This is a genomic window from Ferrovibrio sp., assembly GCF_029255545.1.
Lineage (GTDB): Bacteria > Pseudomonadota > Alphaproteobacteria > Ferrovibrionales > Ferrovibrionaceae > Ferrovibrio.
Map to the genome: position 1 here is coordinate 1 of NZ_JANLJJ010000023.1, position 21,382 is coordinate 21,382.

General features: G+C 65.7%; 19 protein-coding genes and 1 tRNA gene. 6 read left to right on the top strand and 14 right to left on the bottom strand.

Features of this window, described 5'->3' with window-relative positions:
- Window positions 1-58: 58 nt before the first annotated feature.
- The 3 genes from Q1J79_RS03870 to Q1J79_RS03880 form a co-directional block, all read right to left on the bottom strand.
- A complete protein-coding gene (locus tag Q1J79_RS03870; protein WP_300296761.1) occupies window positions 59-1,039 on the bottom strand; it encodes a hypothetical protein in 981 nt (326 codons plus the stop codon).
- Window positions 1,040-1,042: 3 nt separating this feature from the next.
- Window positions 1,043-1,119, bottom strand: a tRNA-Arg gene (locus tag Q1J79_RS03875).
- A gap of 93 nt (window positions 1,120-1,212) precedes the next feature.
- Entirely contained in the window at window positions 1,213-1,971 is a 759-nt protein-coding gene (locus Q1J79_RS03880; RefSeq protein ID WP_300296764.1) for a hypothetical protein, read from the bottom strand.
- A gap of 192 nt (window positions 1,972-2,163) precedes the next feature.
- Between Q1J79_RS03880 and Q1J79_RS03885 the strand changes: the two genes are divergently transcribed.
- Window positions 2,164-2,673, top strand: coding sequence for a hypothetical protein (locus Q1J79_RS03885; RefSeq protein ID WP_300296767.1), 510 nt, complete (start codon window positions 2,164-2,166; stop codon window positions 2,671-2,673).
- Window positions 2,674-2,691: 18 nt separating this feature from the next.
- Here the strand turns inward: Q1J79_RS03885 and Q1J79_RS03890 are convergent, their stop codons facing one another.
- The 6 genes from Q1J79_RS03890 to Q1J79_RS03915 all read right to left on the bottom strand — a co-directional run bounded on the left by Q1J79_RS03890 (window position 2,692) and on the right by Q1J79_RS03915 (window position 9,259).
- A complete protein-coding gene (locus tag Q1J79_RS03890) occupies window positions 2,692-5,517 on the bottom strand; it encodes a helicase-related protein (protein ID WP_300296770.1) in 2,826 nt (941 codons plus the stop codon).
- Window positions 5,518-5,521: 4 nt separating this feature from the next.
- On the bottom strand, window positions 5,522-5,962 hold the full coding sequence (locus tag Q1J79_RS03895) for a PaaI family thioesterase (RefSeq protein ID WP_300296773.1): 441 nt from the start codon (window positions 5,960-5,962) through the stop codon (window positions 5,522-5,524).
- 75 nt (window positions 5,963-6,037) lie between these two features.
- Window positions 6,038-7,144: an ABC transporter ATP-binding protein gene (locus tag Q1J79_RS03900; protein WP_300296776.1), complete on the bottom strand. Its 1,107-nt coding sequence runs from the start codon at window positions 7,142-7,144 to the stop codon at window positions 6,038-6,040.
- The gene (gene modB / locus Q1J79_RS03905; RefSeq protein WP_300296779.1) at window positions 7,137-7,805 is read right to left on the bottom strand and encodes a molybdate ABC transporter permease subunit; all 669 of its coding nucleotides are present in this window, start codon (window positions 7,803-7,805) and stop codon (window positions 7,137-7,139) included. The genes Q1J79_RS03900 and modB overlap by 8 nt, the downstream gene beginning before the upstream one ends.
- Window positions 7,806-7,852: 47 nt before the next feature.
- The gene (modA, locus tag Q1J79_RS03910) at window positions 7,853-8,644 is read right to left on the bottom strand and encodes a molybdate ABC transporter substrate-binding protein (protein ID WP_300296782.1); all 792 of its coding nucleotides are present in this window, start codon (window positions 8,642-8,644) and stop codon (window positions 7,853-7,855) included.
- 255 nt (window positions 8,645-8,899) lie between these two features.
- A complete protein-coding gene (locus Q1J79_RS03915) occupies window positions 8,900-9,259 on the bottom strand; it encodes a LysR family transcriptional regulator (protein ID WP_300296785.1) in 360 nt (119 codons plus the stop codon).
- Between the two features lie 433 nt (window positions 9,260-9,692).
- On the opposite strand from Q1J79_RS03915, the gene scpA reads away from it, so the two are divergent.
- Genes scpA through Q1J79_RS03930 form a run of 3 tightly spaced genes read left to right on the top strand, consistent with a single transcriptional unit; the run spans window position 9,693 to window position 13,924 of the window.
- Window positions 9,693-11,819 (top strand): methylmalonyl-CoA mutase, encoded by a 2,127-nt coding sequence (scpA, locus tag Q1J79_RS03920; RefSeq protein ID WP_300296937.1) that lies wholly within the window; start codon window positions 9,693-9,695, stop codon window positions 11,817-11,819.
- A gap of 46 nt (window positions 11,820-11,865) precedes the next feature.
- On the top strand, window positions 11,866-12,273 hold the full coding sequence (locus Q1J79_RS03925) for an MAPEG family protein (protein WP_300296788.1): 408 nt from the start codon (window positions 11,866-11,868) through the stop codon (window positions 12,271-12,273).
- A 49-nt stretch (window positions 12,274-12,322) separates the two neighbouring features.
- Window positions 12,323-13,924, top strand: a complete 1,602-nt coding sequence (locus Q1J79_RS03930; protein ID WP_300296791.1) for a GMC family oxidoreductase — start codon at window positions 12,323-12,325, stop codon at window positions 13,922-13,924.
- A gap of 11 nt (window positions 13,925-13,935) precedes the next feature.
- Here Q1J79_RS03930 and Q1J79_RS03935 read toward each other — a convergent pair whose 3' ends face one another.
- Window positions 13,936-14,322 carry a response regulator gene (locus Q1J79_RS03935; RefSeq protein WP_300296792.1) on the bottom strand — a complete coding sequence of 129 codons (387 nt, stop codon included), beginning with the start codon at window positions 14,320-14,322 and terminating at the stop codon, window positions 13,936-13,938.
- A 149-nt stretch (window positions 14,323-14,471) separates the two neighbouring features.
- Here Q1J79_RS03935 and Q1J79_RS03940 point away from each other — a divergent pair, with 149 nt between their 5' ends.
- The gene (locus Q1J79_RS03940) at window positions 14,472-16,361 is read left to right on the top strand and encodes a PAS domain-containing sensor histidine kinase (protein ID WP_300296794.1); all 1,890 of its coding nucleotides are present in this window, start codon (window positions 14,472-14,474) and stop codon (window positions 16,359-16,361) included.
- A 42-nt stretch (window positions 16,362-16,403) separates the two neighbouring features.
- Here Q1J79_RS03940 and Q1J79_RS03945 read toward each other — a convergent pair whose 3' ends face one another.
- Window positions 16,404-16,907: a GAF domain-containing protein gene (locus tag Q1J79_RS03945; protein WP_300296797.1), complete on the bottom strand. Its 504-nt coding sequence runs from the start codon at window positions 16,905-16,907 to the stop codon at window positions 16,404-16,406.
- A gap of 331 nt (window positions 16,908-17,238) precedes the next feature.
- Here Q1J79_RS03945 and Q1J79_RS03950 point away from each other — a divergent pair, with 331 nt between their 5' ends.
- Complete coding sequence (locus tag Q1J79_RS03950) at window positions 17,239-18,690, top strand: CHAD domain-containing protein (RefSeq protein WP_300296799.1); 1,452 nt, start codon at window positions 17,239-17,241, stop codon at window positions 18,688-18,690.
- A 4-nt stretch (window positions 18,691-18,694) separates the two neighbouring features.
- Here the strand turns inward: Q1J79_RS03950 and Q1J79_RS03955 are convergent, their stop codons facing one another.
- The 3 genes from Q1J79_RS03955 to Q1J79_RS03965 are packed head-to-tail and all read right to left on the bottom strand — an operon-like array spanning window position 18,695 to window position 21,380.
- Entirely contained in the window at window positions 18,695-19,519 is an 825-nt protein-coding gene (locus Q1J79_RS03955; RefSeq protein ID WP_300296802.1) for a phosphodiesterase, read from the bottom strand.
- An 11-nt stretch (window positions 19,520-19,530) separates the two neighbouring features.
- Window positions 19,531-20,577, bottom strand: a complete 1,047-nt coding sequence (locus Q1J79_RS03960; protein WP_300296805.1) for an ABC transporter ATP-binding protein — start codon at window positions 20,575-20,577, stop codon at window positions 19,531-19,533.
- Window positions 20,574-21,380: an ABC transporter permease gene (locus Q1J79_RS03965; protein WP_300296808.1), complete on the bottom strand. Its 807-nt coding sequence runs from the start codon at window positions 21,378-21,380 to the stop codon at window positions 20,574-20,576. The genes Q1J79_RS03960 and Q1J79_RS03965 overlap by 4 nt, the downstream gene beginning before the upstream one ends.
- Between the last annotated feature and the right edge of the window lie 2 nt (window positions 21,381-21,382).

The following is a 21,382-nucleotide window of genomic DNA, read 5'->3' on the forward strand; positions in this document are numbered from 1 at the left end:
CTGACCGCCAGGCAGGGCCGCATCACGCGCTGCCGAGCGTGATGCGGCCGACTGGGGGTTACATGAAAGGAAAGATTATTCTCCAGTGACGGTCTATATCGAAGTCTTCTTCGGATAGGTCGGCCTGGGGCAACCAGGCGCCGAAGGCGTCTTCGACAAGCCCCTCCCGCGCTGTAACGAGTAAATTGTGAGGGGTCGGGCTTTTGCGGATGAAATAGCCGATGCGATAATAATCCTCGTCATCGAGTTGTGCATCGCTGTATGAGATTGCCAGCGCAACATCGGCATTATCAGGAAGAAACCTGTAGGACCCCTTCGCATTCTTGCTCAGACTGGCCTCAAGGCATTCGCTGTTGATCTGTGCCATCTCGGATAGAACCGAACATATTTTGATGGCCTCGCCGACACCAACGTGATCTCGATCCTTCCAGAACCTCAATCCGGTTGCGGGAAACCTGTATGAAAACAGCTCCCTGTCATCACGAGCAAGGCGAATGCGATCTCCCCAGTTTTTCTCGGCATTTCTATCGATCCTCCTTATGTAATTCGCTGTGCTATTGATGATGTTTTGATGCGTCATTTCTACTGACGCCGCACCTTTCCAGACGAAATCCGGTACCGTGAAAAGATAGGCGCGACAACAATTGAGGATGGAATAATAAATCAAGTACGGAGTTGGGATAAAAAGCTTCCTATCATCCGCGTAATCGGCCGACGCTATCATGATGCTTGCCGCGATAATGTATTTGACCGCTAGGTAATGCCTGATGAGCCATATCGTGTTTAATTCATTGGTCCAGGCCTTGGTCGGCGTGCTGAAAAACTTTCGCGTTCCGTCGCAATAGGCCTGTATATCGTCTTCCGCAAATTGGTGTTTCAGGTTTTGGTATTCAAAGCCGCAGTCAATGCCTGTTGGTTTCTTCAAATTTGCAACCCCCGTCAAATGCCAGTGAAGAACGGCTATTCTTCCTGGAAAGAGACTTAACCATGGTGCCGAAAACGCATCTCCATGCCGGCATTCCTGGATGGCATACCGCAAAAATGGCGTCCCCGGAGAGATTCGAACTCCCGACCCGCTGCTTAGGACGCAGCCGCTCTATCCAGCTGAGCTACGGGGACGCTGGGCTTTCCGGCCGGACCCTAACCGGGGCGGCGGCCGGCCGCAACTGCCGGTCCGGGCCCGGCGGCGGAACGGTCGCCGCTCGCGGACGGCTATTCGAGCAGCCGCGCCTGGCGCAGGGTCTGCGGCAGGTTTTCCGCCATCATCTGCCTGAACTGGCCCGCGATGCTGTCGCGATGTTGGACCGGGGCATCGAGGAACTGCGCCGGCACGGGAACATTCGGCGCGCTGATCGGCGATTTGATCGGGGCAAAGGACGACAGCAGGGATTCGCCGGCGGGAAAAGCCCGCATGTCGGCCTGCAGGGAGAAATCCGTGCCGTCGATCACGCTGACGATATAGGCGGCATGCAGTCGCGTATCGCCACCGCCAAACAGGCTGCCGATCCGCACCAGCCCGATGCCGGCGACCGACTGGTTGGTGCCGCGCACGCTGCTGTAGCCGGGCGTGATCAGGATGTAGGCATCAAGTTTTTCACCGCCCATCAGGTCGCGCACCACCTCGGGCACCATCGGGTGATCCTTCGCGAAAATGCCTTTCTCGCCCGGCCAGTGTTTCGGCTGGTCGACAAAGGCGCGCCGGTACCGCCCGAGATCGACCAGCTGATAGCGCGCAGACAGGGCCTGTATGGCGCCGGCGGTCATCACATCGTCGGCGCCGATATCCAGCTTGTCCTCGCGATAGCTGTTGCTGAAAGCGGTGACGCCGACGCCGCTGACCGAAAACCGGTCCTCCATCGCCGACAGAACGCCGACGCGTTTGTATGTTGCCGCCCGTTCCGTATTGATGGGCTGTGTCACGCAGCCGGCCAGCGCCAGCAGCAGCCCTGCGGCCGCGAGAAATTTACGCACCGGCATCCCCCATATTCGGCAAAAACCCGCGCTTGCAATGACTGCAACCTAGCCGCGCAGCAGCGGCGCTTCAACCGCGCGGCGAGGCCGCCCATATCCAAAAAGTAACCTGCCCTATCCGAATGGTAACCCTGTCCGGCGGCCGGCCGGCTGGCAGACTGGCCGCAGGATCCAGAGCGGCGGGAGAGGGTCATGGCGGCAGGACAGGACAGCAGCGCGTATCATGCCCATCTGCGCGCCCGGCTGCGCGACGGCGCCAGTTTCCTGGGCGCGGTGGAGTATTCCCCCGTCATGGCGGCGCCTGGCGCCCCGCTGGCCGGCGCGGCGGAGCGCGAAAACTGGGGCATCGCCATCGAGAATCTGCATTACGGCCTGCTCTGCCTGATGAGCGTCGAGGCCAGCCTGGTGGCGCGCGCGCCGGTGCCGCTGGCCGACATCCTGCAGGCCAGCGACCGGCATTATTGCGGCGCGCTGTTCCGCGACCTGCTGGCCGATTTCACCGAACATGCCGATTGCCGGCTGGCCCGGCTCAGCCCCGGCGGCCGCATCACCCTGCTCTCGCTGCTGCTGCAGGCCCTGCGCGTGGCCTATGGCAACCTGCTGGAGCAGGAGGCGGCACGCCTCGATCCCGACAGCATGACAGACCTGCAGATCACGCTCGACGGCCTCGGCCGCCGCCTCGCGCGCCATCCGGTCGCCTGAGCCCGGCCTGAAGCCGGGTCAGCGCTTTTTCTGCTGCTGCTGTTTCAGCGCCAGCAGGGCGGCGAACGGGCTGTCGGCCATCTTCGCCTCGTCCTCGCGGCGCTTTTCCTGCTCACGCTGGCGTTTGGCGACGATCGCCTTGTGCGAGCGTAAGTAAAGCGTCACATCGGTCTTTGTCTCCGGGTCGCGCGCGCTCACCGTCTTGTAGCCCAGGGCCCAGAGCAGGCGCTGCAGCTCGTCGGCGCCGCAGCCGGCCAGGTTCATCCAGGCGGTGTCGGGCAGGAAGCTGCCGAAGGGGCCCAGGCGCTTTTTTTGTTTCGGCGGCCCGGCATGCATCTCCGGCGCATGAATCTCCGGTATTGGCAGTTCGGCCGGCGCCTCAATTGCCTGTTCGATCTGTTCGCCCACCGGCTCGATCTGCTGCTCGGGTTCGGGCGCGACCTCGATGGCCTCCACTGGGATGGCCTCCACCGGAATAGCCTCCACCGGGATGGCAGGCGGTTCGGCCAGCGGCGCTTCGGTCTTCTGTTCCGGCTTCTGGATGGGCTGGCGCGATGCCTGCTCGGCCTTGCGCGCGCCCTCGGCGATGCGCTGCACGACATCCAGGCGGAAGGCCTGCCGGCCGGCGCGCAGGAAACCCGCCGCCAGCCACCAGGCATCGTCGCGCCATTCCAGGATCGGCAGCGAGGTCAGCCCCGGCGTCGGCGGCGCTTCCGGCGTCACGCCCTGATGCACCGCCCACAGCAACGTCTTGAGCTGCGTCGGCTTGGGCTTGAGCAGCTTGGGCACCAGGATATGCGTCTCGCCGAAGGTGACGCCCATCTTGCGCAACGGATGCCGCTCGGCCTGGCCCATATGGCGCACAAGATCAGAGACGTCGTCGCGTTTCAGCGCGCCGAGATTCTCCGCCAGCTGGAAGGCCAGGCCCCGCGCCGCGCCTTTCAGCTCGGCATCGCGCAAACGATACAGATCGCTCAAATGCTGGCGCAGGTGGCGCTTGAGCCAGCTGCCGAGCTTGTCCTCCACGGCCTTGCGCGTCTCAGCCGGCAGCTGGTCGTCGGCCAGCAATTGCAGCTTCGGCTCCAGCACCTCCGTGCCTTTGGCCAGCACGGCCAGCGGCACGCTCTCCTTGTCCGGCGTGATCAGCAGCAGCCCGCCTTCGCCCGACAGCGCGAAATTCTCGTCCGGCAGCGCCAGCAGGGCCTCGGCATGGGCCTGCAAAGCCGGGCCCAGCACGCGCAGCGCCGCCGAGCGCAGGATGCGGCGCTGCTCCACCGTGTCGTGGCCGACGGCGCGGAAGCGCAGGCCACGCACATGGCCGATGATCTCGCCTTCCACGGTCAGCGCGTCATCCTCGCCCAGTTGCACGTTCAGGCTGGCCGGGTCTTCCGCCAGGCCGCGGCTCAGCACGGAGGTGCGGCGGTCGACGAAGCGTTCGGTCAGTTTCTCGTGCAGGGCATCCGACAGCCTGTCCTCGATGCCACGGGTTTTGTCCTGCCAGCCCTGCGCATCCTCCAGCCAGCCGGCTCTATGCGCCACCGTCGTCCAGGTGCGGATATGCGCCAGCCGTTGCGACAGCGTGTCGATGTCGCCATCGGTGCGGTCGATGTTGCGCAGCTGCCCGGCCACCCAGTCCTGCGGCAGGCGGCCGTCGCGATCGACCAGGTGCACGTAGATCTGGGTCAGCAGCCGGGCATGGCTGTCGGCCAGGTCCTTGGCGAAATCGGGAATCGCGCAGACCTGCCACAGCAGCTCGACGCGGTCGCGGCGCGTGGCGCGCTCGGTGACGGCGGCATCCCCGCGCAGGGCCTGCAGGCTCAACAGGTCGTCGGCATCGCGGCCGCGCACCAGGCCCTCGCGCGGCGGCGGCAGCTCCAGGCTGGCGACCAGGGCGTTGATGCTGGCGAAATCCAGCTGCGGGTTGCGCCAGCGCGCCGCCTGCACCGGCTCGAAGCGGTGGTTCTCGATGCGCTCGATCAGCTCGGGCTCCAGCGGCGGGCAGTCGCCGGTCGTGCCGAAGGTGCCGTTGCGCAGATGGCGGCCGGCGCGGCCGGCGATCTGGCCGATCTCGGCCGGGCTGAGCGGCCGCATGCCGATGCCGTCGAATTTGGACAGCGCGGCGAAGGCCATGTGCTCGATATCGAGGTTCAGCCCCATGCCGATGGCGTCGGTGGCCACCATCACGTCGACATCGCGGTTCTGGAACAGCTCGACCTGGGCGTTGCGCGCGCGCGGGCTGAGCGCGCCCAGCACCACCGCCGCGCCGCCGCGCTGGCGCCGGATCGCTTCCGCGATGGCATAGACGTCGTTGGCCGAGAAGGCCACCACGGCCGAGCGTTTCGGCAGGCGCGAGAGTTTCTTCGCGCCGGCATAACTGAGCTGCGACAGGCGCGGCCGGGCGATGAACTCGGCATGGGGCACCAGGCGGCGCACCAGGCCGCGCATGGTATCCGAGCCGAGAAACATGGTCTCTTCCGCGCCGCGCGCATGCAGCAGCCGCTCGGTGAAGACATGGCCGCGCTCGGCATCGGCGGCCAGCTGGATCTCGTCGATGGCAAGGAAATCGTACTGCCGGTCCAGCGGCATCGCCTCCACGGTGCAGACGAACCACTGCGCGCCCTTCGGCACGATCTTCTCCTCGCCGGTCACCAGGGCGACATGGCGCTCGCCCTTGATCCGCACCGCGCGGTCATAGATCTCGCGCGCCAGCAGCCGCAGCGGCAGGCCGATGATGCCGCTGCGATGGCTCAACAGCCGCTCCACCGCCAGGTGGGTCTTGCCGGTATTGGTCGGGCCCAGCACGCAGAGGATGCGGCCTTTTTCGGCGGTCTTGAGGTTTGTCACGGTGTCAACTCGTTTTGCTCTGAATCGTTTTCGTAATGCGGGCCGAGGTGCACAGCACGCCGTCCACGGTCGCCGCCACGTCGCAAAACGCCGTGCTGCGGCCGCGCTTCAGCAATCGCCCGGTCATCGTCACGCGCTCGCCCGCCAGCACCGAGCGGATATGCTGCACATGGATGTCCACCGTCATGGCATGCTCATCCTCGCGCATGTCGCCCAGCATGGCCAGCAAAGCCGGCGGCTCCAGCAGGCCGTTCAGCACCCCGCCATGCACGTATGCGCCAAAAATCAGCATTTCGCCGGCCGCTGTGAAGGCGACGTCCGACCGGCCGGGCGCAAGCGAAACCAGCTCCAGCCCGGCCCAGCGGTGGAACGCGGTCTGGCCGATCAGGTTTTCGGCAAAGGGCCTGACCCAGGCGGCAAGCGTCGGGTCGAAGCGGGCGGACATGGACGGAGGCTCCGGTTTTGCCCGCAGTATACCGCCGGCCGTCCTGATCGCTCAACCGGCAGCCGGCCCGGCAGATCAGGCGTCGGTCGTGTCCGGCGGCATCAGATGGATGCCCTCGGCGCGCAGCGATACCGTTGCCGCAATGCCGGGGGCCAAATCGTTGCGCGCGGCGACATGGCTGGACAGGGTGAATTGCAGCCGGTCGCCATTATGCTCGGCGGCGAAATCGATGCTCACCGTATCGCCCATGGGCACCAGTTCGGCGATCCGCCCGGGCACCGGGTTCTCGCGCTCGCCCTGGCTTGGCCGGTCGCGCCGGTGCAGCACGATCTGGGCGGCGCGGATGCACCAGGCGCAGGCGTCGCCGGGAGCGAAATCCGGCTGCGGCGCCGCCTCCAGCAGCAGGCCGTTCCAGTCGATCAGCGTGCGGGTTGCCTCCTGCGCCGCCACCCGGGCCGCAAAGATGTTGCGGATGTCGATCAGCCTGGCCACGGTGGCGCTGGCGGGGCGGGCCAGCACGTCGCCGATCCTGCCCGTCTGCAGGGTCTGCCCGTGATGCAGCACCGCCAGCCGGTCGGCCAGCATGGCCGCCTCGCCCAGGTCATGCGTCACCAGGATGGTCGGCATCGCCAGATCGCGGCGCAGGCCGGCGACTTCGCGATAGAGTTTGTCGCGCGTGGCGCGGTCAACCGAGGAAAACGGCTCGTCCAGCAGCAAGGCGGCGGGGTCGCGGGCCAGTGCGCGGGCCATGGCGACGCGTTGCTGCTGCCCACCCGACAATTGCGCCGGGCGGCGTTCGCCCAGCCCGTCGAGATGCACCCGCGCCAGCAGGTCGTCGGCCCGCGCCGCGCGGTCGGCATTGGGCCGGTGTTCCAGCGCGGCCATCACGTTCTGCCGCGCGCTCAGATGCGGAAACAGCGCGAAATGCTGGAACAGATAGCCGATGCGGCGCTGTTGCGGCGTCACATTTATATTGCGCGCGGTGTCCAGCCAGACGGCCTCGCCGCAGGCGACATATCCCTCCTGCGGATGCAGCAGCCCGGCGATGGCGCGCAGGATCGTGGTCTTGCCGCTGCCCGAGGGACCCAGCAGCGCCAGCACCTCGCTGGCTGGGCAGTCCAGCCGGACATCCAGGGGGATCGGCCCGGCCTGCCGCAATTCGACCACCAGATTGTCAGCCATGGCGCCGGCCGATCCGTTTCGACAGCGCGGTGGTGGCGGCGATGGCGCCCAGCGAAAAAACCAGCAGCGCCGCCGCCATCAGCCCGGCGGCCTGGTCGTCGAAGGCCTGCACGCGGTCATAGATCGCGATGGCGATCGTGCGCGTTTCGCCCGGAATGCTGCCGCCCACCATCAGCACCACGCCGAATTCGCCCAGCGTATGGGCGAAGGTCAGCACGGCGGCCGTCAGCAGGCCGGGCCAGGCCAGCGGCAATTCGATCAGCCGGAAGCCGCGCCAGGGCGACAGGCCGCAGCAGGCCGCGGCCTCGCGCAGGTCGCGCGGGATGGCGGCGAAGGCCTGCTGGATCGGCTGGATGGCAAACGGCAGGTTGGCGATCAGCGAGGCGAAGACCAGGCCCTCGAAGGAAAAGGCCAGCGGCCCGCCGAAGATGCTTTGCCATATCCGGCCCAGCGTGGAACTGCCGCCGGTCGCGATCAGGATATAGAAGCCCAGCACGGTGGGCGGCAGCACCAGCGGCAGGGCCAGCATCGCCTCGATCAGGCTCTTGCCGCGGAACTCGCTATAGGCCAGCCAGCGCCCGATCCATATGGCAGCCGGCAGCAGCAGGGCCAGCGTCCACAGGCCGAGCAGCAGCGACAGGCGAAGGGCGGTCCAGTCCATGCGCGGCAGTCTGGGGGTGGTCTGCGGTTTTGCCTAGTCCCGGCGCGTCAGCTCTGTTCGCCCGGCAGCACGAAGCCGTAACGCACCAGGATTCTGCGCCCGGCCGTGCCCTGCAGGTAATCGTAAAAACGCTGCGTGGTCTCGCCGGCGGATTTCAGCAGCACCATGCGCTGGCGCAGGGGCTGGTGCCAGTCGGCGGGGATCAGGGCGTGGCGGCCGCGCTGCTCCAGTTGCGGCGACAGCACCAGCGAATAGGCCACGATGCCGCCCTGCGCGCCGCCGCCGACCGCGAACTGCGCCGCCTGCGACACGTTTTCGCCCAGCACCAGCCTGTCGTGGATCGCATCCCACAGGCCGGCATGGCGCAGGGCTTCCTCGGCGCGGCGGCCGTAGGGCGCGTGTTCCGGATTGGCGATGGCGAAGCGCGTGACGCGGCCGGCCTGCAAAGCGGCTTTCAGGTCGGCCAGGCTGCCATCGGGTTGCAGCGGCGACCCCGGCGGCACGACCAGGGCCAGCCGGCCGATGGCATACAGCGCGCCGCGATCCCGGGTCAGCCCGGCATCGGCCAGCCTGAACACGAAATCCTCGTCGGCCGAGAGGAACATCTGGAACGGCGCGCCCTGCTGGATCTGGCGGAAGAAATTGCCCGACGAGCCAAGCGAGAGTTTCACCGGCCGGCCGGTCTGCCCGGCGAAGTCTTTCGCCGCCTCCTCCAGCGCGAACGCCAGATCGGCCGCGCCGGCGATAATGGGGATATCGGCGCCTGGTGCCTGTGCCTGCGCGGCTGGAGACATGCCGATGGCAAGCAGGGCGGCAAATACAATGGCATGGAAGCGCATGGACGGTCTCCGTTATGTCCAGGCAACCATAACGGCCGTTATAGCCGTCTGACAATAGCGATGTCGTCAATAGTATAAAGACGCCATGCAACCAAGGCCGTCATGCTCGGGCTCGGCCCGAGCATCCACGAGTTTTTTGAAAAAGACGTGGATGGCCGGAACACGTCCGGCCATGACGGTTTATGGGATGAGAAAAGGCTGTGGCCCGTCATGCTGCGGCGGTGCCAAGGCATGACGAAGATCAACGAAAGCGGCTTACGTCTTCCGCTTTTTCCGCAACGCCGCCACATCGGTTGCGATGGCCTTCTCGGTGGCCGCTGCCATGCGGCGATAACGCGTCAGCACCTCTTCGCCCAGGGCGGTAAGCTGCGCGCCGCCGCCGGCCTTGCCGCCGGTGGCCGCCGTCACCAGCGGTTTGGCGAAATAGCCGTTCAGCGTCTCGACCAGCATCCAGGCGCGCTTGTAGCTCATGTTCAGCCGCCGCCCGGCCGCCGAGATCGAGCCGGTGGCGGCGATGCCTTCCAGCAGGTCGGCCTTGCCCGGCCCCAGGAATACATCGGGCGCCAGCACCACGCGCAGGCGGGCGGCGGGTTTTGCCGGGGTCGTTTTCTTCACGCTTTTAGCCATTGTTCAACTACAGCACGGCGACCGGTGTTTCGGCCAGAGGTGTGGACCGGCTTGCCAATTCGCTGACATGTTTCTATATTGTTCTAACATCAGTTGCAGCTTGGAATTTTGCCGCCGCATTTTACCCGCTTATGTTTTTTCAATGGCTTAACACATCAAAACCATCGCAAAACGATGGGAACCGACATACAAACGACGCGACGGCGGCGGATTTCGCCGGCATTGGCCCGCCAAAACACGGGTACGCACAATTGGACGCTGTGCATTGCCGGGGCGTCAAATTGACAGGGGTTAAAACCCGGCCATACTAAGTTTTGCACCGCAGCAACGGATATTACCGTACAGCACGCCTGCGGAGAGTGGGATGCGAGACATGACCGAGACGACCGCGCCAGTAAATTTTCCCGAGGCCTGGGCGAAGATGGCCCAGAAGGAACTGGGCGACAAACCGCTCTCCGAGCTGCTGTGGCAGACGCCCGAAGGCATCACGGTCAAGCCCCTCTACACCGCCGCCGATCTCGAAGGACTGGAGACGCTGAATTCCCTGCCGGGCTTCGATCCCTTCACGCGCGGCGTGCGCGGCACCATGTATGCCAACCGGCCCTGGACGATCCGCCAATATGCCGGCTTCTCCACCGCCGAAGAATCCAACGCCTTCTACCGCAAGAATCTCGCCGCCGGCCAGCAGGGCGTTTCCGTCGCCTTCGATCTGGCCACCCATCGCGGCTACGATTCCGATCATCCGCGCGTGGTGGGCGATGTCGGCAAGGCCGGCGTGGCGATCGATTCCATCGAGGACATGAAGATCCTGTTCGACGGCATCCCGCTGGATAAGATGAGCGTGTCGATGACCATGAACGGCGCCGTGCTGCCCGTGCTGGCCTGCTATATCGTTGCCGCCGAGGAGCAGGGCGTAAAGCCCGACCAGCTCTCGGGCACCATTCAGAATGACATTCTGAAGGAATTCATGGTGCGCAACACCTATATCTATCCGCCGGCGCCCAGCATGCGCATCATCGCCGATATCATCGGCTATACCGCGCAGCATATGCCGAAGTTCAACTCCATCTCGATCTCCGGCTACCATATGCAGGAAGCCGGCGCGACGGCCGTGCAGGAGCTGGCCTTCACCCTGGCCGATGGCCTGGAATACGTGCGCACGGCCATTAATTCTGGCCTCGATGTCGATGCCTTTGCCGGTCGGCTCAGCTTCTTCTTCGCCATCGGCATGAACTTCTTCATGGAGATCGCCAAGCTGCGCGCTGCGCGCTTTTTGTGGGCGCGCATCATGAAGCAGTTCAACCCGAAGAAGGCCGGGTCGTCGATGCTGCGCACCCATTGCCAGACCTCGGGCGTCTCGCTCACCGAGCAGGACCCCTACAACAACGTGGTGCGCACCGCGATCGAGGCCATGGCCGCCGTGCTCGGCGGCACGCAGTCGCTGCATACCAATGCGCTGGACGAAGCCATCGCTTTGCCGACTGAATTCTCCGCCCGCATCGCGCGCAACACCCAGCTGATCATCCAGGACGAAACTTACGTCACCAGGGTGGTCGATCCGCTCGGCGGCTCGTATTACGTCGAGGCGCTGACCCATGCGCTGGTCACCCACGCCTGGGCGCTGATCCAGGACGTCGAGGCCATGGGCGGCATGACCAAGGCGGTCGAAAGCGGCATGCCCAAGCTGAAGATCGAGGAAGCCGCCGCCCGTCGCCAGGCCCGCGTCGACAAGGGCGAGGATGTCATCGTCGGCGTCAACAAATACCGCACGGCCAGCCAGGACGTGCCGGACCTGCTCGAGGTCGACAATACCCGCGTGCGCGAGCAGCAGGTGGCAAGGCTCAAGACCATCCGCAACACCCGCGACAAGGCGAAGGCGGAGGCCGCCATTCGCGCGCTTGAGGACGGTGCTGCCGGCAAGGCCAATCTGCTTGAGCTTTGCGTGCAGGCGGCGCGTGCGCGCGTCACCGTGGGCGAGATGTCCGATGCCATGGAGCGCGTCTTCACCCGCCACCAGGCCACCATCCGCTCGATCAGCGGCGTCTACGGCGCGGCCTATGCCAATGACGAGGGCTTCATGCAGATCCAGAAGGACATCGAGGCTTTCGCCGCGGAGGAAGGTCGCCGCCCGCGCATGCTGGTGGTCAAGCTGGGTCAGGATGGCCATGACCGCGGCGCCAAGGTGATCGCCACGGCCTTCGCCGATCTGGGCTTCGACGTCGATGTGGGCCCGCTGTTCCAGACGCCGGAGGAAGCCGCCAAGGACGCCATCGAAAACGACGTGCATGTGATCGGCGTGTCCAGCCAGGCCGCCGGCCACAAGACGCTTGTTCCCCAATTGATCAAGGCGCTGCACGACCAGGGCGCCGGCGACATCCTGGTGATCACCGGCGGCGTGATCCCGCCGCAGGATTACGATTTCCTGCGTCAGGCCGGCGTGGCCGGCATCTACGGCCCCGGCACCAATATCCCGCAGGCAGCTGCTGAGATCGTCAGGCTGATCCGCCAGCGGCACGCGCCCAGTGCCGCCAAGGGGGCGGCGGAGTAACGCCCGGCCCAGCATGGCGGGAGACCACAAATAGAAAAGAGCCGTCATGCCGCCTTTCGCCATTAGTCCGCTTTACGCCGCCCTTTGCGCCATCCTGCTGATTGCGTTGTCGCTGCGCGTCGCGCGCCTGCGCAAGACGCTGAAGGTGGGCATCGGCGACGGCGGCGAACGCGACCTGCAAAAGGCCATCCGCGTGCAGGGCAATTTCGTCGAATATGTGCCGCTGGCTTTACTGCTGCTGTTCCTGCTCGAGCTGAGCCGCCAGGCGCCGTTCTGGGCCCTGCATCTGCTGGGCGCCGGCCTGCTGCTGGGCCGCGTGCTGCATGCGATCGGATTGTCGTCCACGGCCGGATTGTCCTTCGGCCGCCTGGTCGGCATCACGCTCACCTTCGCCATGATCCTGATCACGGCGGTCTGGCTGCTGGTGATTTCGGTCGCCGGTATGGCAATGTAGGGCAACGACCAAAGCCCGCGGCAGTCGGGCCAGCAGAATGGGGGGCGCGATGGAGTTCGATTACATCGTGATCGGCGGCGGCTCGGCCGGCAGCGTGCTGGCGCGACGGCTGAGTGACGACGGCACCACCAGCGTCTGCCTGATCGAGGCCGGCCCGACCGATGACCATATCCTGTGCCGCGTGCCGCTCGGCGCCGCCGCCTTCATGCCGGTGAAATGGCGCAACTGGGGTTTCGAGACCGAGCCGCAGCCGGGCCTGTCCGGTCGGCGTGGATATCAGCCGCGTGGCCGCATGCTGGGCGGCTCGTCGGGCATCAACGCGATGATCTATACCCGCGGCCATGGCTCGGATTACGACGACTGGGCGCAGCAGCATGGCGCGGCCGGCTGGTCTTTCGCCGATGTGCTGCCGTATTTCAAACGTGCCGAGGGTAATGCGCGGTTCAGCGCCGAGGATCCGCTGCATGGCGGCGACGGTCCGCTGCAGGTCGGCGATCTGGTGTCGCCGCACCGGATCAACGAAACCTTCCTATCCGCCTGCGACACGCTGCAGCTGCCGCGCAATGCCGATTTCAACGGTCCAAGCCAGGACGGCGTCGGCTATTTCCAGGTGACGCAGAAGAACGGCGAGCGCTGGTCGGCCGCGCGCGCCTACCTGACGCCCGAGGTACGCGCGCGCCATAACCTGCGCATCGAAACCGATACCCGCGCGCTGCGCATCCTGTTTGCCGGGCGGCGCGCCGCCGGCGTCGCCTGCCGGCAGAAAGGCCGCGAGATCGCGCTGCGGGCGAAAGCCGGCGTGGTGCTGGCGGCTGGTGCCTTCCAGTCGCCGCAGCTGCTGATGCTGTCGGGCATCGGCCCGGGCGAGGAACTGGCGCGGCATGGCCTGCCGGTGCTGCACGATCTGCCGGGCGTGGGCCAGAACCTGCAGGACCATGTCGATTTCATCCTGCTCTACAAGGTGGATGACCCCACCCTGCCGGGCGTGTCGCTGCGCGGCGGGGCGCATCTGCTGCGCGAGATCGGCCGCTGGCGCCGCGAGCGGCGCGGCATGCTCACCACCAACTTCGCCGAGTCCGGCGCCTTCCTGCGCTCCGATCCGTCGCAGCCGCGGCCCGACCTGCAACTGCATTTCGTCAATGCGCTGGTCGACGACCATGCGCGCAAGACTCATCTGGGCCACGGCTACAGCCTGCACACTTGCGTGCTGCGACCCAAAAGCCGCGGCAGCGTCGGCCTGAAGGGCGCCGACCCGCAGCTTGCCCCACGCATTGATCCGCAGTTCTTCAGCCATCCCGACGATATCGAGCTGCTGCTCAAGGGCGTGAAGCTGGCCCGCCGCATCATGGAGGCGCCGCCCTTCCAGGCGCTGAGCCCTCGTGAGCTGTATACCGCCGGCATCACCGACGATGCCGGGCTGCTGGAACAAATCCGCCGCCGCGCCGACACGATCTATCATCCGGTCGGCACCTGCCGCATGGGAGCAAGCGATGATGCGCAGGCCGTGGTGGATCCGCAGCTCCGCCTGCGCGGCATGGAGGGCCTGTGGGTGGCCGATGCCTCGGTGATGCCCAGCCTGATCGGCGGCAATACCAACGCGCCGACCATCATGATTGCGGAAAAAGCCGCCGACCTGATCCGCGCCGCCTAGGGTACAAGGCTCTAGCCGGCGTCGCGCAGCACCTCGCGCAGCACCGCGTCGACGGCGTTCAGCAGGTCCTCGCGCCGCACCGGCTTCTGCATCACGCGATCGGCCCCCAGCCGCCCGGCCATGGCCAGCAGGTCCTCGGCCGCCAGCCAGCCGCCGCCCGACACGGCGATCACCGGCAGGGCCGGCCAGCGCTGTTTCACCTGGCGCAGGATTTCGATGCCGTCGCGCTGCGGCATCAGGATGTCGGTGAGCACGAGATCGAAGCGGCCATCCTCGAGCAGGCGAAGGCCGTGATCGCCATCCTGCGTGATCTCGACCCGATGACCATTGGTCGTCAGATGCGCCTGCAGGATGCTGCAGAACTCGGCGTTGTCATCAATCACCAGAATGCGCGGCATATCGTAAATCCAGATATCGGCCCGATATTAACGGAAGAATTGGATTGAAATCCCCCGCAGGGTTTTCCATTCTATCCGGGAATAGTGTTTCAGTAACCTCTATTAAAAATAGAAAAATTCTGTAATATCAATAACTTTCGGGAATTGGCATGGATGACGATCTACTCCAGGCCGTCGTGGACACCGCCATTGATGGCCTGATCCTGATCGAGGCCGATGGCCGGATCGCCCTGTTCAACGCCGCCTGCGAGAGGCTGTTTGGCTATACGCCCGCGGAGGTGCAGGGGCGCAATGTGTCCATGCTGATGCCCGAGCCGGACCATTCGGCCCATGACGATTATATCCGGCGGTACCGCGATACCGGCGAGAAACGCATCATCGGCGTCGGCCGCGAGGTGCTGGGCCGGCGCAAGGACGGCACGGTGTTTCCTTTTGAACTGGCGGTAGGAGAATACCGGCGCGATGGCCGGGTGATGTTCGTCGGCGTGATCCATGACCTGAGCAAGTACCACCGCAGCGAGGAACGGCGGCGGGAGAGCGAGGCGCGGATCCGCCTGCTGGTCGACTCGATCACCGACTACGCCATCTTCATGATGGATGCCGAAGGCAAGGTGATGACCTGGAATGCCGGCGCGCAGAACCTCACCGGCTATACGCCGCAGGAAGCCATTGGCCAGACCCGCGACATGTATTACGTCGATGCCGATCTCGGCATCGATGCGCCCAGCCAGGCCCTGCGCATCGCGGCCGCGAAGGGGCGTTACGTCAATGAGGAATGGCGGCAGCGCAAGGATGGCAGCCGCTTCTGGGCCAGCGTGGTGATCACGGCCCTGCGCGATGCCCAGGGCAACCTGACCGGCTTCGTCAACATCACGCGCGACATGAGCGAGCGGCGCCAGGCCGACGAGCTGCGCGACCAGCTGCGGCAGGCGCAGAAGATGGAGGCGCTGGGCCAGCTCACCGGCGGCATCGCTCATGATTTCAACAATCTGCTGGCGGTAATCGTCGGCAATCTGGAATTGCTGGGCGACCGCGTGAACGACAAGGAAAGCACGCGGCTGATCGAACAGGCCCTGCGCAATGCCGGCCGGGGCGCAGATCTGACGCGGCGGCTGCTGGCCTTTGGCCGCCGCCAGAAACTCAATCCCGCGCGCATTGATGTCAGCGAGCATATCCAGGGCATGCTGGACATGCTGCAGCGGACGCTGGGCGACAGCATTTCGGTCGAGCTGGACCTGGCATCGGACATGCCGGTCATCGAAGCCGATATCGGCGAACTTGAGAATGCCGTGCTGAATATCGCCCTGAATGCGCGCGACGCCATGCAGGGTGCCGGGCGACTGGCCATTCGCTCGGCCATGAGGCATCTCAGCGCGCCGCGCGTCATGCCGACGCGGACGGCGCCGGCCGGCACCTATGCGATGATCAGCCTGCGTGATTCCGGCTGTGGCATGTCGCCGGATATCGTGGCGCGCGTTTTCGAGCCTTTCTTCACCACCAAGGACATCGGCAAGGGCACCGGCCTGGGGCTTTCGATGGTATATGGCTTCATGGCCCAGTCCGGCGGCTATGTTGAAGTCGACAGCCAGCCGGGCGAAGGCACCGAATTCCGGCTTTTCCTGCCGGCGCTGGATGATCAGGCGATGCCGCGCCGGCCAGAGCACGAGGCCGGCCGGCGTCTTGTCCTGTGCGTCGACGATAATGCCGATGTGCGCGCCACCATGGCGGCCCTGCTCGGCAGCCTGGGTTTTGCCGTGCTGCCGGCCGCCACGGCCGCCGATGCCCTGGCCGAGATGCGTCGCGGCCTGCCGATCGATCTGGTGCTCACCGATATCCAGATGCCCGGCGGCATGGATGGCGTTGCGCTGGCCGAGCGCATCCTGGCGAAGAAACCCGACATGCCGATCCTGTTCATGTCCGGCTCCAGCGAGGAGGATCGTCTGCGTGCCACGCGTTTTCATGGCGTCACGCAGATTCTGCCCAAGCCGGTGCGCAAGGCCACGCTGGCCGAGGCAATCAAGGCCGTGCTGGGTGAGTGAATCCGGAATCCGCCAGGCCGCCACGCGGCCGGGGTATTTGCCTCAGGCCGCCACGCGGCCGCGGTATTTGAACGTCAGCGTCAGCAGGTTGGCGATCTGATACATGTAAAGCACGTCTGCTTCGCTCCACTCGCGTGGCCGGTCCTGCTCGGCGGACACGATGGCGACCGGCAGGCCGTGCTGATCGGGCACCATGATGTCGATCAGGGCGCGGATGCCGCTGGTGCGGGCATAGGGCGCGGCCAAATTGCGGGTCGCCGGGTGCAGCGCGTAATCCGGAATCACCAGCAGGCGGTCCTTGCTGATCAGGTCGAAATACAGCGGCACGCTGGTGGCCTCCAGCACCATGCCGGCCGGAAAATCGGCTTCGCGCTGGTCTTTCAGGCATTGGCAGTGAATGGCGTCGCCGGCCAGGTTGAACAGCCAGACGCTGGCCCGCGTCGTGCCGAGCTGCTCGGCGATGTCGCGGCAGATCGCCTGGTAGATCGGCTCCAGGCCCTGGGCGCCGCCCCCGGTGGCGCGGATCGCGGCATTGGTATGGTCCATGATCCCTCGTCGCTGTCTGCCGGCAGGTTGGGCCAGCCTGCCGTACAAGCGTAACGGGATTGTTAATGCGGTTTGCCTGGAAGACGGTAGTGGCGGGCTTGTGCCGGACAGGACGAAATAAAAAAGCCGCCCGGTCCTGGCCTGGGGGGGAGGCGGAACCGGGCGGCCCGGAGACAGTCTAACAAAGGCTGCCTGCGTAATGCTGGGATATAACCCTGCAAAAGGGGCGGAATTAGGGCATCGCCGCAGGGCTTGTTTCGCAGAACTGTAACAATTGTAAACGGCTGAGTTGTTTGACTTTTTTTTAAGGCCTCCGGTAGAGTCCGCCGCCATGAGCGATCAGCCCGCGTTGCTGCGTCTCGGTCTCGCCGCCGGCAAGCTGGCCACGGCGCGCCGCCATGCCCTATTGCAGGGCAGCCCGGCCCGCCGCCATCAGGCGCTCCTCTCCCTGTGCGATACCGACAACCGCCGCTTCGCCGCCACCGGCTGGCTTTGTCAGGCTGGTGGTCGCGGTACCGGGGCTCGGCAGGAAACCATCGCCGTCGCCGCCGTCCCGCTGGCCGAAGCGCCGGCGCTGGAAGACGGCCTCGCGCTGGAGACGCTGGCCGACCTGCGGCGCTCGGCCCATGGCTACAGCCTGCTGTGGAATGGCCATGACATCGCCATCGACATCACGAAACTGACCCTGCGCTGCGACGGCCGCAGCGCCGATGATGGGGAAATCCTGCTGCAGGGTCCCGCCGGCGCCGGTCCGGCGCTGCGCGCGCTGGCCGCCGAGCTTTGCGCCGACCTGCCCCTGCGCTGGACCGGTCCGGCGCCACTGGTGCATCTGGCGACCGAGCTCGGCCTGATCGAGCCGCAGCCACAGCGCGCCGGCAATCTGGCGTTCGACCTGAACGAAGATGGCGACGCGGCCGCCGCCTGCGGCGCGATCCTGTATCACTGCCTGTTGCAGTTCGACGCCAATCTGCTGCCGGTTTTGCGTGATCGCAACGTGGAAGGCGTGCATCAGATGCGGGTCGCGCTGCGGCGCCTGCGCTCGGCGCTTGGCCTGTTCGCGCCGGTCCTCGACCAGGCGCGCGTCGCGCCGCTGGTGCAAGAGCTGCGCTGGCTGAACGATCCGCTTGGCCGCAAGCGCGACCTTGATGTCTTCCTCGCCGAAACCCTGTCGCCGCTGCGCCGTGAGCTCGACGATGTGAAGGCGCTGCAGCATCTGGGCATCATTCTGGAAGATCGCCGTGCCGCTGCCCAGGTGGCGCTGGACTCGGCTTTGCGGTCGCCGCGCCTGGCCGCGATGCGGCTGGGCTTCGCCAGGCTTGCCGATGCCGTGGCCGATGGCACGGCGCTCGCCGATGCCGCCCAGGCCGCGCTGCCGGCAGACCGCTTTGCCGCCGCAGTCTTGCAGCGCCGGCGCCGGAAAGTGAAAAAACTGGGCCGGCAGCATGCCGATCTGGCGATCGAAAGCCTGCACGAGCTGCGCATCCGCGCCAAGAAGCTGCGCTATGCCGCCGAATTCTTCCGCCCGCTGTTCAGCAAGAAGGACACGCGGCGCTTCATCGCGGCGCTTAGTCGCCTGCAGGATTGCCTCGGCGCATTGAATGATGCCGATGTCGGCGGCCGGCTGGTGCGCGACCTGCTGCCCGATGCCGGCCATGGCGCCGCCACGGCGGCCATCACCGCCTGGTTCGCCGGGCGCCAGCAGCTGCAGCTCGCCCAGCTTGGTGATGCCTGGGAAAGCCTCGATGCGATCCGGCCGTTCTGGAAGGATGCGCTGAAGGACTGAACGTTCAGTCGATCAGTTTGCCGTCGGGATCGAAAAACGGATAGGGCCCATCGTAATCGCCGATGAAAGCCGTGTGGCTGACTAGCCTGGCGTCCTTCCACCAATGCAGCATGAAGCCCGGCGGCTCCATGCGGAAACAGCTTGGCGCCTGCGGGTCGATGTCCAGCGCCACCTGGTGTGCCGGGCTCGGACAGGTCAGCGCCGGCCGCCCGCCGATGCTGGCGCGGATGGTGCGATGCAGGTGGCCGCACAGGATCAGCTCCACCTGATTGTGGCGCGCCATGATGGCGGCGAAGTCCTCGCGGCCTTTCAGGCCGATCCTGTCCATATGGCCGATGCCGGTCTCGAATGGCGGATGATGCATCAGCACCAGGGTCGGCATATCGGGCTTTTGCGCCAGCGTGCGGTCCAGCCAGTCCAGCCGCTCGGCGCAGAGCTCGCCGCCGCCCTGGCCGGGGATCAGCGTGTCGAGGCCAACGATCCGCAGCGGATATTCGTCATCGATGGCGAATTGCAGGAAGCTGCCGCGCTCTTTCGGCAGATAACCGCCATGGGCAAAGGCATCGCGCATCGCATCGCGTTCATCGTGATTGCCGGGAATGGCGATGATGCGCTGCTTCAGTGGGCTGAGGATGGATTTCAGGTGGTCGTATTCCTCGGGCCGGCCCAGGTCGACCAGGTCGCCGGTCAGCAGGATCAGGTCCGGCTGCGGCTGCAGCGCCAGCAGGTCTAGCACGCAGCGTTCCAGCATCGCCGCGGTATCCACCTTCTTGTAGGCCAGTTTGCCGGGCAGTTTGATATGGGTATCGGTGATCTGCGCGATCAGCATGACGATGCTCCTTACAGAACCAGCAGGCCGCGCGGGTCAATGGCCAGCCGCACGGCTTCGCCATGGCCGAAATCGCGCCGCGCCGTGCTTTCGATCACCAGTGGCTGCGCCTCGCCCACCTCGACGAACAGCCGCGTGCGGTCACCCAGGAAAAACGCCGCCGCGACAATGCCCTGCAGGCCGGTCTGCTCATGGCTTTCGGCGATGCGGATATCTTCCGGGCGGAACAGGATTTCGCTGGCGCCCTGCGGCGCCTCGGCCCAGGCCAGGTCGCCGGCACGGCAGGAAAACACACCATCGCGGGTCGCCCCGGTCAGGCGGTTCATGGTGCCGATGAATTCGGCGACGAAGCGCGTGGCCGGCCGCTGGTAGATCTCGCGCGGCTTGCCGATCTGCGCCACGCGGCCATGCTCCATCACCACGATCCGGTCGCCCAAAGCCATCGCCTCGGCCTGGTCATGCGTCACATAGATCGCGGTGATCTGCAGGCTGCGCAGCAGCGTGTCGATCTCCAGCCGCAGGGTGTCGCGCAGCTTGGCATCCAGCGCGGTGAGCGGTTCGTCCAGCAGCAGGGCGCGCGGTCGCACGGCGATGGCGCGCGCCAGCGCCACGCGCTGGCGCTGGCCGCCGGAAAGCTGGTCGATGCGGCGGTCGGCCAGTTTCTCGATCCGCATCATGCCCAGCATCTCGGCCACGCGGGCCTTGATCTGGGCGGCCGGTGTTTTGCGGATCCTCAGGCCGTAACCGATATTCTGTGCCACCGTCATGTTGGGGAACAGCGCGTAGGACTGGAACACCATGCCGACATTACGCTGCTCGATCGGCAGGCGCGTCACATCCTCGCCGTCGAACAGGACCCTGCCGCCAGCATCGGGCTCTTCCAATCCGGCGATGATGCGCAAGGTGGTGGTCTTGCCGCAGCCCGAGGGGCCGAGGAACACGACCGTTTCGCCGGCATGGATGGCGAGGTCGAGCGGCTCCAGCGCCTTCGTGCCGTCGGCGAAGGTCTTGGCGCAGTTTTCCAGCGCGATGGCGAGCGGCTGTGTCGTGTTGGTCATTCGGAGTCCTCCGCCACGAATTTCGGCGCGCGTGGCTTGGCATAGGCCTGCATGGCCAGCAGCAGCGGCATGATCATCAGGAAAAACACCAGGGTATAGGCGCTGCCGATCTCCAGCCGCAAGGACGCATAGGCATCGGCCAGGCCAACCGGCAGTGTCTTGGTGAATGGCGTGTGCAGCAGCCAGGTCATGTTGAACTCGCCCATGGAGAGCGTCACCACCATCAGCGAACCGGCCAGGATGCCGGCGCGGCAGTTCGGCAGCACGATGTCGCGGAAACGCTGCCAGAAGCCGGCGCCCAGCGAGGCGGCGCCTTCCTCCAGGGTCTGCAGGTCGATGGCCATCAGCACGGCCAGCACGCTGCGCACCATGAAGGGCAGGGTGAACAGCGCATGGCCGACCAGGATGAAGGCCCAGGAGGTGCGGAAGCCCGATAGCGCGCCATAGGTGACGATCAGCGCCAGCGCGGTGGCAAGCCCCGGCACGGCCACCGGCATTACCAGCAATTCCTCGATCGCCCGGGTCAGCGCGGTCTGGCGCTTGGCCAGCACATAGGCGGTGGGCACGCCCAGCACCAGCGTCACGACCAGGCAGGCCAGCGACAGGCCGATGGAGAGGAAGATGGTGTCGCGATAGCCGTTCCACACCTCGAACACCCAGCGGAGCGTCAGCCCGCTTTCGATGCCGATGAAGTAGTTCACGGTGAGGCCGGCCATGATGGAGAGAATGACGGGCACGATCAGGAAGGCGCAGACCAGCAATGTGAAGCCGAGCTGCAACAGGAAGAGGCCGCGATGTTTCATGC

Bases quoted from the DNA above. Each gene is read 5' to 3' on its own strand.
- Q1J79_RS03925 (WP_300296788.1), top strand. From the start codon at position 11,866: ATGCCGCCTTTCGCCATTAGTCCGCTTTACGCCGCCCTTTGCGCCATC.
- Q1J79_RS03950 (WP_300296799.1), top strand. From the start codon at position 17,239: ATGAGCGATCAGCCCGCGTTGCTGCGTCTCGGTCTCGCCGCCGGCAAG.
- Q1J79_RS03960 (WP_300296805.1), bottom strand. From the start codon at position 20,577: ATGACCAACACGACACAGCCGCTCGCCATCGCGCTGGAAAACTGCGCC.
- Q1J79_RS03965 (WP_300296808.1), bottom strand. From the start codon at position 21,380: ATGAAACATCGCGGCCTCTTCCTGTTGCAGCTCGGCTTCACATTGCTG.
- Q1J79_RS03940 (WP_300296794.1), top strand. From the start codon at position 14,472: ATGGATGACGATCTACTCCAGGCCGTCGTGGACACCGCCATTGATGGC.
- Q1J79_RS03945 (WP_300296797.1), bottom strand. From the start codon at position 16,907: ATGGACCATACCAATGCCGCGATCCGCGCCACCGGGGGCGGCGCCCAG.
- Q1J79_RS03895 (WP_300296773.1), bottom strand. From the start codon at position 5,962: ATGTCCGCCCGCTTCGACCCGACGCTTGCCGCCTGGGTCAGGCCCTTT.
- modB (WP_300296779.1), bottom strand. From the start codon at position 7,805: ATGGACTGGACCGCCCTTCGCCTGTCGCTGCTGCTCGGCCTGTGGACG.
- Q1J79_RS03935 (WP_300296792.1), bottom strand. From the start codon at position 14,322: ATGCCGCGCATTCTGGTGATTGATGACAACGCCGAGTTCTGCAGCATC.
- Q1J79_RS03930 (WP_300296791.1), top strand. From the start codon at position 12,323: ATGGAGTTCGATTACATCGTGATCGGCGGCGGCTCGGCCGGCAGCGTG.
- modA (WP_300296782.1), bottom strand. From the start codon at position 8,644: ATGCGCTTCCATGCCATTGTATTTGCCGCCCTGCTTGCCATCGGCATG.
- scpA (WP_300296937.1), top strand. From the start codon at position 9,693: ATGGCCCAGAAGGAACTGGGCGACAAACCGCTCTCCGAGCTGCTGTGG.
- Q1J79_RS03885 (WP_300296767.1), top strand. From the start codon at position 2,164: ATGGCGGCAGGACAGGACAGCAGCGCGTATCATGCCCATCTGCGCGCC.
- Q1J79_RS03900 (WP_300296776.1), bottom strand. From the start codon at position 7,144: ATGGCTGACAATCTGGTGGTCGAATTGCGGCAGGCCGGGCCGATCCCC.
- Q1J79_RS03955 (WP_300296802.1), bottom strand. From the start codon at position 19,519: ATGCTGATCGCGCAGATCACCGATACCCATATCAAACTGCCCGGCAAA.